Annotated in this window: 12 protein-coding genes and 1 other annotated feature; of the genes, 3 read left to right on the forward strand and 9 right to left on the reverse strand. The window is 41.4% G+C overall.

Going from position 1 to position 15,037, the window contains the following annotated elements:
* Window positions 1-10 precede the first annotated feature (10 nt).
* From MHB38_RS14110 to MHB38_RS14120, 3 genes are read right to left on the reverse strand one after another with little or no spacing between them, the layout of a single operon-like run.
* Window positions 11-535 (reverse strand): lipoprotein YteS, encoded by a 525-nt coding sequence (locus MHB38_RS14110; protein ID WP_341003750.1) that lies wholly within the window; start codon window positions 533-535, stop codon window positions 11-13.
* Complete coding sequence (locus MHB38_RS14115; RefSeq protein ID WP_341003753.1) at window positions 532-1,644, reverse strand: glycoside hydrolase family 88/105 protein; 1,113 nt, start codon at window positions 1,642-1,644, stop codon at window positions 532-534. Before MHB38_RS14115 ends, MHB38_RS14110 begins: the two co-directional genes overlap by 4 nt.
* A gap of 18 nt (window positions 1,645-1,662) precedes the next feature.
* Window positions 1,663-2,628, reverse strand: a complete 966-nt coding sequence (locus tag MHB38_RS14120) for an ABC transporter permease (RefSeq protein ID WP_008343019.1) — start codon at window positions 2,626-2,628, stop codon at window positions 1,663-1,665.
* Between the two features lie 231 nt (window positions 2,629-2,859).
* Between MHB38_RS14120 and MHB38_RS14125 the strand changes: the two genes are divergently transcribed.
* Window positions 2,860-5,160 carry a helix-turn-helix domain-containing protein gene (locus tag MHB38_RS14125; protein WP_019743703.1) on the forward strand — a complete coding sequence of 767 codons (2,301 nt, stop codon included), beginning with the start codon at window positions 2,860-2,862 and terminating at the stop codon, window positions 5,158-5,160.
* A 35-nt stretch (window positions 5,161-5,195) separates the two neighbouring features.
* Here the strand turns inward: MHB38_RS14125 and MHB38_RS14130 are convergent, their stop codons facing one another.
* Entirely contained in the window at window positions 5,196-5,567 is a 372-nt protein-coding gene (locus MHB38_RS14130) for a winged helix-turn-helix transcriptional regulator (RefSeq protein ID WP_008343017.1), read from the reverse strand.
* 154 nt (window positions 5,568-5,721) lie between these two features.
* On the opposite strand from MHB38_RS14130, the gene MHB38_RS14135 reads away from it, so the two are divergent.
* Window positions 5,722-6,909 (forward strand): MFS transporter, encoded by a 1,188-nt coding sequence (locus MHB38_RS14135; RefSeq protein WP_341003755.1) that lies wholly within the window; start codon window positions 5,722-5,724, stop codon window positions 6,907-6,909.
* A gap of 13 nt (window positions 6,910-6,922) precedes the next feature.
* On the forward strand, window positions 6,923-7,762 hold the full coding sequence (locus MHB38_RS14140; protein ID WP_007501869.1) for an aldo/keto reductase: 840 nt from the start codon (window positions 6,923-6,925) through the stop codon (window positions 7,760-7,762).
* Window positions 7,763-7,806: 44 nt separating this feature from the next.
* On the opposite strand, the gene MHB38_RS14145 is transcribed toward MHB38_RS14140, so the two are convergent.
* The 5 genes from MHB38_RS14145 to leuS all read right to left on the reverse strand — a co-directional run bounded on the left by MHB38_RS14145 (window position 7,807) and on the right by leuS (window position 14,663).
* Window positions 7,807-9,306 (reverse strand): extracellular solute-binding protein, encoded by a 1,500-nt coding sequence (locus MHB38_RS14145; RefSeq protein WP_052320997.1) that lies wholly within the window; start codon window positions 9,304-9,306, stop codon window positions 7,807-7,809.
* A gap of 25 nt (window positions 9,307-9,331) precedes the next feature.
* Window positions 9,332-10,192 (reverse strand): carbohydrate ABC transporter permease, encoded by an 861-nt coding sequence (locus tag MHB38_RS14150; protein WP_113767071.1) that lies wholly within the window; start codon window positions 10,190-10,192, stop codon window positions 9,332-9,334.
* Between the two features lie 218 nt (window positions 10,193-10,410).
* Window positions 10,411-11,163: an NAD-dependent epimerase/dehydratase family protein gene (locus MHB38_RS14155; RefSeq protein WP_341003759.1), complete on the reverse strand. Its 753-nt coding sequence runs from the start codon at window positions 11,161-11,163 to the stop codon at window positions 10,411-10,413.
* A 52-nt stretch (window positions 11,164-11,215) separates the two neighbouring features.
* Window positions 11,216-12,118, reverse strand: a complete 903-nt coding sequence (locus MHB38_RS14160) for a dienelactone hydrolase family protein (protein WP_052320995.1) — start codon at window positions 12,116-12,118, stop codon at window positions 11,216-11,218.
* A 130-nt stretch (window positions 12,119-12,248) separates the two neighbouring features.
* The gene (gene leuS, locus MHB38_RS14165; protein WP_048001444.1) at window positions 12,249-14,663 is read right to left on the reverse strand and encodes a leucine--tRNA ligase; all 2,415 of its coding nucleotides are present in this window, start codon (window positions 14,661-14,663) and stop codon (window positions 12,249-12,251) included.
* Between the two features lie 97 nt (window positions 14,664-14,760).
* Window positions 14,761-14,982 (reverse strand) — a binding site (T-box leader).
* Between the last annotated feature and the right edge of the window lie 55 nt (window positions 14,983-15,037).

The following is a 15,037-nucleotide window of genomic DNA, read 5'->3' on the forward strand; positions in this document are numbered from 1 at the left end:
ACCCCTTTTTCTATTGGTTTTCACGAAGCTGCTTCATGAGAGACAGTGCCTCTTTAGATTTCTCCGCATACACAGGTATGAAGGCGACCATATCTCGGTGTAATCGAAAGGTATAGCCATTTAGCTGCTTTGTTCCTTTCTTGATTTGGACCGCATAATCGACTGTATTTCCCGTCTTTGCATCTTCTACCGTATATGGTCCTGCCCCTTCGCCATCTACCCGCATCTCTTCAAGCAGCTGAAAGCTTTCAGGGTCATCATATGTTCTAAACATTTCTTCCGGGACAAACATCACGTCCCCCTCTTTTGCAGTAATTTCAACAAGAAGTTTTTCAGGAATTGCAGGGAAGATGTGAACGTCGTATGTCTCCTGATTTGGTTGAAAAGCTTTCTCCACTAATTGATCTTTCATTGCTTTTGACATGTCAGAAAAAATAAGGACATCAATCCCCTCTGTTTTCCCCTGACAGGCGGACAAATAAAAGGCAGCGATGAAGCTTAAGAGCCATGCCACAGCCCTTTGATGCCGCCTCATACCTTTTGAAACACAGACAGCTTTTCTAGTTCAGTTAACGCCATAATAAAAGCGCCTGCTCCATGCAAATCATTCGTGCTCCGCTCTCTGCCAACGTAATAGTCATAAAATCCCGCAGATGTTCCAATACAAATATCGTTCACCGTAAAATCGCCGTTGTCTTTTTCCTCCGTTTTATATTCAATCAACCCTTGATACGCTTTGACCACGTGATCAACATATCGAAGACTGACATATCCTTCATTCATGGCTTTTGCCATCGCATATATGAATAGACATGACCCTGAGCTTTCAAGCCAGTTGTCGCTATGACTTCCTTTATCAAGGATCTGATGCCATAGACCCGTTTCGTCGTCCTGATATTTTGCCACACTTTCCAGCATATCTGTCAGTGTGTCCTTCCACACTTTTCGTCCTTCATGTCCTTCTGGTAAATCTTCGATCATATCGGCTAACGCAAGGACATACCAGCCAAAGGACCTTGCCCAAAATTCTGGGGAACAGCCCGTCTGTTGATCAGCCCATGGCATCACTTTCCGTTCATCCCATGCGTGATAGTAAAGGCCCGTTTTTTCATCTTTGGTATGCTTTCTCATGAGATGCTCTTGATGGATGACCATGTCCACCAGCTCCGATTCTCCTGTCAACTGGGCATACTTTAAAGCAAAAGGTCCACCCATATAAAGACCATCTAGCCACATTTGATAGGCATAATTGTCTTTATGCCAGAAACCACCCTCAGACGTCCGATTCAGCGTCCGGTAAAGCCCCCGAAGCTTTTCTGCTGCCTTCACATACCGCTTCTCTCCCGTTCTTTCAATCAGCGGGAATAAAATGAGCCCTGCTTGAATGGCATCAAGCTCGTCTCTTCGGAATAACAGATTCCCATGGTCATCAATGAGTGAGTCTGCATAATTTTTCACATAATCAAAGTACGCCTCGTTTTCTGTTGCTTCGTAAAGCTTCATCACTCCGCAAAGGAAAACCCCTTGATGATAGTGCCACCTTCCAGCTGGCGGAAGTTCAATCGGTGTATACGCTTTCATTATTGTTTGTGCTAATTTCTCTGCATGCTCAAGCGGTGATCCCTTTTCAATCGATAATGTCATTGGTCTTCATCTCCCCTTTTAATAAATCCCTTCTTCTCCAAACTTCTTCGCTAAACGGTTCGCCATCATGACCAAAATAAGTCCAACGGCTGCTTTAAATAAACCAACAGCGGTACTATAGCTGAATTGTCCTTGCTTCAGACCAGCTGTATACACATACGTATCAAAAATCTCTGCGACTTCCCTGTTGGTCGCATTGAGTAATAAATAGACATGTTCAAATCCAAGCTCTAACGTATCACCGATTTTTAAAATGAGCAGTACAACAATGACACTTTTAATCGCAGGAAGGGTGATGTGCCACATTTGTCTAAGTCTGCCGGCTCCATCCATTTTTGCTGCTTCATATAGCTGCGGATCTACTGCTGTAATCGCTGCAAGATAAATAATGGTTGACCAACCCGCTTCTCTCCAGATTACCTGCAAAATGTACATGGGTCTAAACCATTCTTGGCTAAGAAGGAAGTTAATCTTTTCTCCTCCAAAGAAAGCAATCAATTCATTGATTAACCCGCCATCTACCGTTAACAAAACAAAAGATAAGGACACGACAATCACCCATGACATGAAGTGAGGAATATAAATCATCGTCTGAACAAATTTCTTAAACAGTGCCAATCTGACCTCGTTTAAAAGAAGAGCTAATAAGATCGGAATCGGAAAGAAAATCACGACATTCATGGCAAATAAAATGAGCGTATTTTTTAATAAGATGAAAAATGTTGGTTCTGTAAATAAGCGAATAAAGTGTTTGAAGCCAACCCACTCACTGCCAAGAATTCCGAGAAATGGCTGGTAATCTTGAAAGGCAATGATCAGCCCCCACATAGGTACATATTTAAAGACAAGAAAATAAAGGAGCCCTGGCAAAATCATTAAATACAGAAATTTTTGACTAAGTAATTGGTTAAGTAAGCGCTTTCTCTTTTCTTTTTTCAAAGCTGCCGCAGGCACACCCTTGGCAGTGACATCCTGTGTTTTCACAGATAAAGCCTCCCCTCATGCTGATGCATGTGTTAACTGTATCTTAAGGATGAAAAATCCGTCTACAATCATATCATCAGATCATATTTACTCAGGGGAAGCTACTCAAAACGTTACATAAAACATAAGAAAATGATCCTAATCTCAGAAAATGATTATTGACAAACCTACCAGATTTTTGGATTAATAAACTAAGGGGAAAAGATTGTTTCGTTTGAAATGGGGGGTTTTATGAAAAGAAAGCAGTATAAATTTTATTACAAGCTGGTGACGTTTTTTTTCGTGCTTAGTACGATTCCTGTTATTATTGTCGGTATTTTTTCTTATCAGCATTCGCAAAAAACTGCACTCGAAAATATTTCAAATGAAAAGCTGGACAGCGTCAAACAAACGCAATCCAATATTGAGCATATTCTAAAGACAGTAGATCATTCTCTCACTCACTATGTCAGTTCGCCGCCTCTCCTTCAAACACTGGCAGAACCTTTAAATCCAGATCAATTCCAACTTTATAATCAAGTCCAACAAGAACTGAATTACCTGCAAACCTTCGACACCGATCTCTCCAATATTACACTTGTTAGTAAAATGGAAGATTGGTATATGAACAATTCTGGTCTTTATCATGTCTCAAACGGAGATCAAGAGAAAGCGTTAACCTCTTACCTCAATATTCCGAGTCATTCCAGCTGGGCACTTGAAGAAAATAATCCACTTGTCTCAACAAAAGAAGGAAAGACATCCTTTTGCAAATACAATGTGAATTTAATCAAGCAGCTTCCGATGAATAGTGTCCAAAAAAAGGGGATCGCCGTAGCCAGCATTCCAAGCTGCGTGATTGCTGACAACATGCCTGATTTCTCTCAATCTGATAGTATGTTTGTCATTGATACAAACGGAAAAGTGCTGCTACATAATCGAAAAGAACAAATTGGTGACTCGTTAAAAAATCAAGATTTCGTCAAACATGTCCTGTCACTTGAAGAACGATCCGGACAATTTGATATGAAAATCGATGAACTAAACTATCAAATTACGTTTCAAAAATCAGATTATAACGAATGGACATACTTATCCTTTGTCTCCATTCCAGAACTAAAGCAGCAAACGAAATCAATTGGGTGGATCACCTTTATTATTTGCTTTATTTTGTTAGCGCTTTCATTATTATTTTCATGGTTTGGCTCTAGACACTTTTATAAACCGATTCGCTTATTATACGAATCCTTTGCACGTAATGAGTCGTTTTTGCATAAACAGCCTTTCCAAAATGAATTTGAGCTCATCGAATCGAGCATTAAACAAATGAAAGATCAAAACAATGATCTAGAGGAACGAATTGAACAGCAAGTGACACACTTACAGCAATACTTTATGGTGCGGCTGCTGCTTGGCAAGCTGACGGAAGAAGAGATTCACAACCGATTTCAAAGTCTAGGCTTTCCTCGTGACTGGTCCCATTTGTCCATGCTTGTGACCCAAATCGATACACTAAAAGGAACGCCGTATGAAAAAAAGGATGCAGACTTGCTTTTATTTGCGATAAATGGACTGATTGAGCAGATTATTCCGCTAGAGGAGCACCTTCAGCCGACCGTTGTCAATCAGCATCAAACGACGATTGTTCTCAATCAATCGAAGTCAGAAGAGGAATTTACTGAATATTTAAATCAATTAGCCGAAACAATTCAGCAGCGGATTGAGGAAGAGCTGGGCTTGTCGATCAGCATTGGGATCAGTCGCTCATTTAAAGAGCTCTCTATGGCCAAACATGCTTATATTGAGGGAAAAGAAGCCTTGAAATACAGGCTCAAGGCAGAGAAAAAATCCATTCTTTTATACGAGCATATTCAGCAAGGAAAGACGTTTAAGACTCACTTCCCAAAACAGCTGCAGCATGATTTATTTGATGCCATTAAAGCAGGCGATCAAGGCAAGGCAGATCACTATTTACATGTGCTTCTGCAATCCATTTTTTCTAAAAATGCTGGACCACATGAGTACCAGATTGCTCTCGCTCGTTTTTTAAACAATCTCATCGAGCTGATGCATTTGCTAGGCATTGAATTGTTTGAAGTCGAAGATAATAAAATGCTCTATGATACGATCTTTGAGTTTAAAACGTTTGAAGATACAGAAGCGTGGCTGAAACATGAGATCATTCGACCCATCATTGATCAGCTCGGCGCGCGTGAAGACTCTCAATATAAAAATATCTCAGAGAAAATCATTCATATCATTCATCAAGAATTTGACTCAGATCTGACATTGGACGAAATCGCTACACGCCTGCACTACAATCCAAATTATTTAAGTAGTATTTTTAGAAAAGAAATGGATATCTCCTTTAGTGAATATCTCTCGTCTTACAGACATCATGTCGCCAAAAACTGGTTGGTGGAGACGGATATGTCGGTGAAAGAAATTTCGGAAAAGCTAAAATACAAAAATCCGCAAAATTTCATCCGCTCCTTTAAAAAGCTGGAAGGCACGACGCCTGGAAAATACCGTGATCAGAAAAAAGGCACATAAAGCAAAGTCCCGCTCTCACAAGAAGCGGGACTTTTTTATTTAAACTGTTCATTTAGAATACTGTCTTCCAGCACTGAAAGCGGCTCGCCATACACTCGTTCAATATGGGCTGCCCCCCAATCACATAGCGCATTCAAAATTCGCTCAAGTGACTGTCCGTATTCACTTAATTCATACTCCACTTTAGGCGGCACTTGTTCATATACAATGCGGTTAATCACGCCGTCATTTTCAAGCTCTCGCAGCTGCTGTGTGAGCATTTTTTGCGTGATATTTGGCATGAGGCGCTTCAGTTCACTCGTCCGCTTTTTCCCATGTGTTAAATGACATAAAATGACACACTTCCATTTCCCGCCGATCACTTCAAGCGTTGCCTCCACAGAGATATTATATTTCTTCTTTTCCAACGTCGCTTCACTCCTTTTGATGCTGTACAGGCACTTTTTAGTACCTATATTACAAAAAAGTACGTACTTTTTTTTCTGTCATCTATGTTAGATAATAACTCTTGCCGATCGGCTTCGTCTATTAAAATGTCATGAAAGAAGGATGTGAATCAAGATGCAAAACAAACAAAATCACTTTGCCCTTCTCGCACTAGCGATTAGTGCATTTGCTATAGGTACAACTGAATTTATCTCTGTAGGTCTTCTGCCGATGATCTCAGAAGACTTTGGCGTGAGTGTCAGCCAGGCCGGCTGGACCGTTTCTTTATATGCGCTCGGTGTTACCTTTGGCGCGCCAATTCTAACCTCACTTACGTCAACGATGAAAAAAAAGACATTGCTTTTGCTCATTATGCTCGTCTTTTTGATCGGAAATACACTCGCCACGATTGCCCCAACTTTTTCTGTGCTCTTAATCGGACGAGTGATTTCAGCCCTATCACATGGCGTATTTATGTCGATTGGCTCGACCATTGCCGCAAGCCTTGTGGTGAAAGAAAAGCGGGCAAGCGCTATTGCCTTTATGTTCACTGGTTTAACAGTCGCTACTGTGACCGGTGTGCCATTCGGTACGTTTCTTGGTCATGAGCTCGGCTGGCGTACGTCATTTGGTGTGATTGTCATGATTGGCCTAATCGCACTGATTTCTAACTATTTCCTTGTTCCGTCTCAATTGAAACAGGGCGTGAAAACAACGTTTAAGGATCAAGCGGCCTTATTAAAGACGAAAAGAATTTTGCTTTTATTTGTCATTACTGCTACAGGGTATGGAGGAACTTTTGTCGTCTTCACCTATTTATCCCCTCTCTTGCAGCATGTGACAGGTCTTGCGCCTGAAACAGTTGCCTTGATCCTGCTGTTATACGGGATGACCATCGCCGCTGGGAATGTCATTGGCGGAAAAGCAGCGAATAAACAGCCAATGAAGGCACTGATTTATATGTTTATCATTCAAAGTCTCATCTTGTTTATCCTTAGCTTTACTGCTGGATTTATGACACTCGGGATTGGAACTGTGATGCTGATGGGACTGTTTGCTTTCATGAATGTACCCGGCCTTCAAGTTGCCGTCGTTGATTTTGCAGAAAGGTATACACCTGGAGCTGTCGATGTTGCTTCCGCTCTGAATATCGCTGCCTTTAATGCAGGTATCGCCATTGGTTCATTTTTAGGCGGCATCGTGACAGATACCCTTGGGCTTGTGCATACCGGCTGGGTTGGCGGCATCATGGTGCTCATGGCGGCCATACTCACGATGGTGAGTCATCAAATCGAACAAAAAGAATACAAACAAACCATGTAAAGGAGTCTTTCAAATGAACGATTTACAAAGTACAAAAACATTAAACAACGGCGTCCGCATGCCAGGATTTGGTCTTGGGGTCTTTCAGGTTGAAGAGGGAACGGAATTAATTGAAGCTGTTAAAACAGCCATTCAATTAGGATATCGCAGTATTGATACAGCTTCTATTTACGGCAATGAAGAAGGTGTTGGACGAGGCATACAACTTGGTCTAGCAGAAACAGGCCTTCGCCGCGAAGACATCTTTGTGACATCCAAAGTGTGGAATGCCGATTTAGGATATGAAGCGACACTAAAAGCATATGAAGACAGCCTGAAAAAACTTCAACTTGATTACCTTGATCTGTATTTAATTCACTGGCCAGTTGAAGGAAAATACAAAGAAGCATGGCGCGCGCTTGAAACGCTATACCGTGAAGGAAAAGTCAGAGCCATCGGTGTGAGTAACTTTCAGCCGCATCATCTAGACGAATTATTGAAAGATGCGGACATCATTCCAGCAATTAATCAAGTCGAGTTTCATCCAAAACTCACGCAGGAAACGCTGTTTACGTATTTGAAAACACATGGTATCCAAATGGAAGCCTGGTCACCACTTATGCAGGGAGAGCTGCTGCACCACCCGCTGATCACGGAGCTTGCGGGCACATACAGCAAAACACCTGCTCAAATTATTTTGCGCTGGGATGTGCAAAAAGGCGTCATTACGATTCCTAAATCAACGAAAGCCCATCGTTTAAAAGAAAATGCCGATATTTTTGATTTTGTCCTATCTGATGAGGATATGAAGCGCCTGTCTGACTTAAATGAAAATAAACGAATTGGTCCTGATCCAGACAACTTCGATTTTTAATGAAAACACCCCCGCTTTTTACTAAGCGGGGGTCTTCATGTTCATCATTTTGATTTTTTAAAGGAAGCTTCATATTCTTCTATGATTTTATTTCCACCATTTGATTTCCACTTCTCTACATCTTTCTTAAATTGTTCTTCGTTGATATCACCAAGAATGAACTTATAGGTCGCATCATCGATGATTTTCTTCAATTCATTTCCTCGCTCTGATGCTGTTTCTGAATACAGGCTTTCAGCAGGGTTAGCGACAATGATGTTTTTATTGTCTTCTTCTAGCTCTTCATATTTTGTACGAACTGCATCGCCTTTATTTTTCAAGTAACGTTTGTCAATTCCTACGAGGCTGACAAGCGGCTGTACATCTGTCTGCCAGCTTTTCACTTGGCTTTCTTCCCTCACAAATGTATTTCCATCTTGTTTGTTATAATGCTTTCCATCAATCCCATACGTCATGAGACCATACACGTCTTCTTCTGCAATGCGGTCAAAGAAAGCCAAAATTCTCTTTAACTCTGCTTCTGATTTGACGCTTGTTTTAGGGAAGGCGAAGATGCCATTATGGCCGCCTGATGCCCATACACGTTCTTTGCCATCTGGGCCTTTGATTCGGTTGATAATATCCACTTCCATGTTCTTATCTGTTGCATCATCTCTTAAGTTCACTGCATCTACCATATTTCCAACATAGATACCCGCTTTTCCTTGTGAGAACAATTCTTGCTGCTGCGTTTTGCTTGTGACTGGGAAGTCTTTGTTTATATAGCCATTGTCACGCAACTTTTTCATATATTTCATTGTATTCATATACTCATCTGTCATAAAGTCTGGCGTAAATTTGCCGTTTTCTTCTTTCCAATCTGTTGGCATTCCTTCATAAGAACCAAGCGTTTTAAATGCACCGTAAATCAAATCGTTACGGTCTGTAAAACCAATCGTATCGTCCTTGCCATTTTTGTTCGGATCTTTTTCAGTAAATGCCTTGGCTACTTCATAAAGGTCTTCTAGCGTTTTTGGTGTATCCAAATTTAAATTTTCAAGCCAATCCTTTCGAATGACAATCCCTTGTCTTGAAAGTGGTCTCTCTCTATAAATGCCATAAAGCTTCCCATCGATAGAGGCATTTTTATTAATCAGTTCGTTCATCTTACTTAAATTTGGATAATCCTTTAAGTATGGACCGATTTCCCAGAACATGCCTGATCTGAACGCATTGATAGCAGATGAATTCTTAATGTCTTGAATCGTCACAATTTGCGGGAGGTTCCCTGCGGCAAGTGCTGAATTTAAACGGTCTTCTTTCACCGCATCAGGCACCCACGTAATATCAAGCTCTGTATTTGTAAGCTTCTCAATCTCTTCTAACACTGAATCTTTTGGCGGCTGCTGATGATACAAAATCGCCATCCATGACAGCTTCACCTTTTTGTCTAAATCAACCTTTTCATCTGATGAGCTTGCCCCTTTACTTGAACAAGCTGACAGAATACCGCTTGCGGCAAATAACAAAACAAAGGCAATCAGCCATAATTTCTTTCTCCCCATAAGATCCCTCCGTTATTCCATCTTTTTAACCCTTTACAGAACCTAGTAATGCCCCTTTGTTGAAATGCTTTTGAATAAATGGATAGACAAGCAGAACGGGAATGGTCGCCACGACGATGACCGCCATTTTAATGGTTTGGTCTGGCGGCGGTGTTGATGAGCCCATATCTGACATATCTCCCTGCATACCGCTTGATACAATGACGATTTGTCTTAACAGGACCTGAATTGGCCATTTCACCGAATCGTTTAAATATAAAATGGCTGTCATGTACGTATTCCAATACGTCACGGCATAAAAAAGTGAAATCGTCGCAATAGCTGGCAAAGAAAGTGGCAGGACGATTTTAAAGAAGATCCCTAAATCGTTACAGCCGTCCATCTTCGCTGATTCTTCAAGGCTTGCTGGTATGTTTTGAAAGAAGTTTTTCAAAATGATCAAATTGAATGCATTGATGGCCACTGGTAGAATGAGTGACCAGTAAGTATCAAGTAGCCCAAGTGTTTTCACGACGATAAACGTCGGAATCATCCCTCCGCTAAATAGCATCGTGAAGACAACGAGAAACATGAGGGTTCTTCGGCCCTTTAGCTCCTGACGAGACAGCCCATACGCCATGAGTGAGGATAAAAACATGCTGACCGCTGTTCCAACGAATGTCACAAGAATGGATACAATCAGGCTGCGATACACAATATCTGTAGAAAAGATATAGCGATAGGCCTCTAGAGAAAACGTCGTTGGAAACAAAATAAACTTCTTTGAGATGACCTCTTCTACTGTCGCAAAAGAGGCGGCAATGACATGGATGAACGGGAGCACACATATTAATGCGAACATGAGTAGAAAAGAGTAATTAAATACATTGAACAATCGGCCTTTAATAGAACGATCTATGTTCATCACGCCCTTTCTTTGTAAGCGTTATCATTTCGTCTGAACATAAGCTGCAGCCTTTGACGATATCGTGATTAAAATGTAACAAACGGGGGAAGAAAGCGTCTATAATCATCATGACAGACCACAGAGATGATCATGCCATTCGTGCTTTTAGCCTCATCAATGAAAAGAAAAAGATCATGAGCTAATGTCATGATTATGCCCTATGCCTGATCGTTTTCTTTCAGAATTTCTGCCGTATTGACATCTGGCCTGTAGCCTAACTCCAGCTTCGTTTTCTCAGTAGACCAAGGTTTTCCTTCGTTTTCTGATACGGCATAATAAGTCCCGAATGGAACGTCCGTTTCGATGGCAGCCTTGATCATGCCGAAAAGGTCTTCATGTGAAAGAAGCGTTCGTTTCGTTCTTTTTTTGGTGTGCAATCCTTCCATCTCATCTGTCACGACGGTTCCAATTCTCAAATTGATGACAGACATACCTGTTTGATCGTGAAACAAACGCCCAAGCTGTTCGGAAGCAAATTTTAAAATGCCATACACATTTTTCGTTGCTGGTACATCATCAGTCGTAATTTCTCGCCCTAGTAAGGAGTGACCATCTTTTTCATAGCGATCTGTCACATGATTACTGCTTGCAAAAATGACTTTTGGAATGCTTAACCTGGCCGCTGAACGAAACATATTATACGTGCTTATCCAAAAAACCTCATTCATTTTTGCAAACTCCTTTTCATTCATCACATCATGCGTCATGTCTATGTTTAAAAGATGAATGATCACATTTGTATCTCTTGGAATGGCTTGAAACAACTCCTCTTCAATTGTCGCATTTGCAAAAATGACTTCTTCTACACATCTTGTTTGATCAATGATGGTCACGTCATACTCCGAAGAGATCTCTTTAGTTAATAAACGTCCGATGACACCACATCCGCCAATCATGGTGATTTTTTTCATCTGTTTCCTCCTTCATCTTCTATCGGAGTAGTATGTCCATGCCGTCTATTGATTACAGCCACTTTTTCAAAAAACGTGTAGCCTCGTGGCGCATAGCAGCCGTTTCAAAATGACCTGCATGTAAACCTACAAGCTGATAACGTTCCTTTAAGGAAGCAGCTTGATAGGCTTGACTTAATGTCTGTTGAATTCGTCCAACACCTTCAGCAGGTGTAAGCTGATCATGTTTTCCAACTAAGCTTAAATGCGGTCTTGGGAAAATCATTTCTTGGATGTCAGCTGCTGTAAAGTGCTTAGCTAAGCTCGGTACATAATAGTAAAAACCGTGTCTATCTAAATGATTTGTTTCAATCAATGTGTGATGATCAACCTGTGCGCAAAGATCCACACACACACTGACCCTCTCATCAAGTGCTGCCGTCCACCAGGAAAGAAGGCCGCCCATTGACATCCCAAAAACAGCTAAACGCTCTGGAAGCACATCAGAGCGGGACAGCAAATAATCAATTGCACACATGCTCTCATACAGCATCATGCCCCACATCACTTTTCCTGTTAACAGCATTTCTTTGAAAATTTCACTTTCTGTTCTCCCCCTTCTTTCACCAAATCCCGCATGATCAATCGCCAACACACTATAGCCTTTTGAAGTGAATTCTTTTGCGTATGAAGGCGCTTGCAAATAATGAGCCCCCTTCAATAACTCTTCTTTCCCATCCACATAATTCCCACCATGAGAATGCTGGAACAAGACAACAGGCCTTTTTTTCACTGTATCTTTCGGCTTCACAAAATAAGCCGGAACTTCCTCCACCCCATGAATAGAGAGAATGAGTGTTTCTACTAAGTACGATTCACGTTCCTCAATCTTTAACGTATACGCCTCTACACGATGGCGCTCCGGCATTTCCCCTAATAAACTGAGCAGTTGTTCACGTTTGCTTTTCTTTTCCATCGACGTCACTCCTCATTTTCTTGATCAACTTGTTAAATACGAGATTGATGGGGGAATCACCTTGTTTTCGACAAAATTATGTCCCGGGAAATAAACAACACCCACCGGTATCAACCGATGGGTGCGTTCATTAGTTCGCGACAATATTGACAAGTTTTCCAGGAACCGCAATCACTTTACGGATTGTTTTCCCTTCAAGCTGTTCTTTTATCCGTGCATCATTTTTCGCAAGCTCTTCTAGCTGCTCTTTTGTTGCATCAGCAGGAACCGTTAATTTTGCTTTCACTTTTCCATTTAGCTGTACGACAATTTCCACTTCATCATCGACAAGTTTTGACTCATCATATTGCGGCCATGCTTCATAAGAAATAGACCCTTCATGACCAAGTTTGTTCCAAAGCTCTTCCGCTACATGCGGTGCAATTGGAGAAAGAAGTTTCACAAAGCCTTCTGCATATTCTTTCGGCAGTGTGTCAGCCTTGTATGCATCGTTGATGAACACCATTAATTGTGAAATCCCAGTATTGAAACGTAAGCCTTCATAATGATCCGTTACCTTCATGACGGTTTCATGGTAGCTTCGCTCTAATGGCCCGCCAGATTGCTCTGTCACTTTATCACTGATGGAGCCATCTTCATTTGTAAACAGACGCCATACACGATCTAGGAAACGACGAGCACCATCAAGACCTGTTTCAGACCAAGCAATTGACGCATCTAAAGGCCCCATGAACATTTCATACAGTCTTAATGTATCTGCACCATGAGATTCTACAATATCATCTGGATTGACAACGTTCCCTTTGGATTTACTCATCTTTTCATTGTTTTCTCCAAGGATCATTCCTTGGTTGAACAATTTCATGAAAGGTTCTTTTGTTGGGACAACACCGATATCATACAAGAACTTATGCCAGAAGCGCGCATATAGAAGATGCAGTACAGCATGTTCTGCTCCGCCGATATACACATCAACCGGAAGCCATTTCTTCAGCTTTTCAGGCGATGCAAGTTCTTCTGTGTTATGTGGATCAATATAACGTAAGAAGTACCAGCAGCTACCTGCCCATTGTGGCATCGTATTGGTTTCACGGCGTCCTTTTTTACCTGTCACTGGATCGACGACCTCTACCCAATCTTTAATATTCGCTAAAGGTGATTCACCTGTTCCGCTTGGCTTAATCTCCGTCGTCTTAGGCAAAATCAGTGGAAGCTCTTCCTCTGAAACAGCTGAAGATGTTCCATCCTCCCAATGAATAATTGGAATTGGCTCTCCCCAGTAACGCTGACGGCTGAATAGCCAGTCTCTTAAACGATAAGTGACTTTCTTTTCACCTTTTTGATGTTCTTCCAGCCATGCAATCGCTTTTTCAATTGCTTCTTCTTTCCCTAAGCCGTTTAAGAAATCAGAATTGATGTGCTTTCCATCACCTGTGTAGGCTTCTTTGTCAATGTCTCCACCTTCGACAACCTCTTTGATTGGAAGATCGAATGTTTTGGCGAATTCATAATCACGCTCATCATGAGCAGGAACTGCCATAATCGCTCCAGTGCCATATGTGGCTAACACATAATCTGCAATCCAGATCGGCATCTTTTCCCCATTCAATGGATTGATGGCATAAGCACCTGTGAAAATGCCCGTTTTCGTTTTAGCAAGATCTGTTCGCTCTAAGTCACTCTTAGATTGAATTTCTTTGATATATGCTTCAACTGCTTCTTTTTGAGCAGCTGTTGTAATTTTTTCAACTAGTGTATGCTCTGGTGCAAGAACGGCATATGTTGCACCAAATAGTGTATCAGGACGTGTTGTAAACACAGTAAACTGTTCGTCATGTCCTTCTACTTCGAAGTGAACATGTGCACCTTCAGAACGTCCAATCCAGTTGCGCTGCATGTCTTTGATGCTTTCAGGCCAATCAATGTCTTCTAAATCTTCTAATAGCCTGTCCGCATATGCTGTAATTTTTAGCATCCATTGCTTCATTGGACGTCTTTCAACAGGATGCCCTCCGCGCTCACTTTTCCCATCAATGACTTCTTCATTTGCAAGGACTGTACCAAGTGCTGGGCACCAGTTTACAGGTACTTCATCAATATACGCCAATCCTTTTTCGTACAATTTCAAGAAAATCCACTGCGTCCATTTATAATAATTCGGATCTGTCGTGTTAATTTCTCGATCCCAATCATACGAGAAGCCCAATGATTGAATTTGGCGGCGGAAATTATTAATGTTCTCTTCTGTAAATGCAGCTGGATCATTTCCTGTATCCAGCGCATATTGTTCCGCTGGAAGACCAAATGCGTCCCATCCCATTGGATGAAGAACATCGTATCCCTGCATACGTTTCATACGTGATAAAATATCCGTTGCTGTGTATCCTTCAGGATGCCCTACATGAAGCCCTGCTCCTGATGGATAAGGAAACATATCTAGCGCATAAAACTTTGGCTTATCTTCCGAGTCAGATGTGGCGAATGTTTTATGTGTCAGCCAATAATCCTGCCACTTCTTTTCAATTTCCCGATGCTGAAAACTCAATGTGAAAACCTCCTTTAATGTGTACGGCTTTATCTGCACAGATGACCACTGCAAGAATTCAGATTTTTCTAAAATCAACAAAAAACCCTCATCCCTAGAAAGGGACGAGAGATTTTTTGGTTCCCGCGGTACCACCCTTGTTAGCGTCATGAACTGTTCATACGCTCACTTAATATCTTTAACGCAGACATGCGACAGAAGCTTTAACGCAACTGCAACTCTGAGGCGAGTTCAGAAGCAGATTTGATTGACTTTCACCAGCCGTCAATTCTCTAAAGACAAATACTGCTTTCCTACTACTCCTCTTCACTGTTCTTATCGTAACCGTCATCTAAGTAGTATTTTATAGAATTATGATCATAAGTGCAAGCAGG

The sequence above is a fragment of the Bacillus sp. FSL K6-3176 genome, assembly GCF_038003325.1.
Classification (GTDB): domain Bacteria; phylum Bacillota; class Bacilli; order Bacillales; family Bacillaceae; genus Bacillus; species Bacillus altitudinis.

Bases quoted from the DNA above. Each gene is read 5' to 3' on its own strand.
- MHB38_RS14110 (WP_341003750.1), bottom strand. From the start codon at position 535: ATGAGGCGGCATCAAAGGGCTGTGGCATGGCTCTTAAGCTTCATCGCT.
- MHB38_RS14115 (WP_341003753.1), bottom strand. From the start codon at position 1,644: ATGACATTATCGATTGAAAAGGGATCACCGCTTGAGCATGCAGAGAAA.
- MHB38_RS14125 (WP_019743703.1), top strand. From the start codon at position 2,860: ATGAAAAGAAAGCAGTATAAATTTTATTACAAGCTGGTGACGTTTTTT.
- MHB38_RS14135 (WP_341003755.1), top strand. From the start codon at position 5,722: ATGCAAAACAAACAAAATCACTTTGCCCTTCTCGCACTAGCGATTAGT.
- MHB38_RS14140 (WP_007501869.1), top strand. From the start codon at position 6,923: ATGAACGATTTACAAAGTACAAAAACATTAAACAACGGCGTCCGCATG.
- MHB38_RS14145 (WP_052320997.1), bottom strand. From the start codon at position 9,306: ATGGGGAGAAAGAAATTATGGCTGATTGCCTTTGTTTTGTTATTTGCC.
- MHB38_RS14155 (WP_341003759.1), bottom strand. From the start codon at position 11,163: ATGAAAAAAATCACCATGATTGGCGGATGTGGTGTCATCGGACGTTTA.
- MHB38_RS14160 (WP_052320995.1), bottom strand. From the start codon at position 12,118: ATGGAAAAGAAAAGCAAACGTGAACAACTGCTCAGTTTATTAGGGGAA.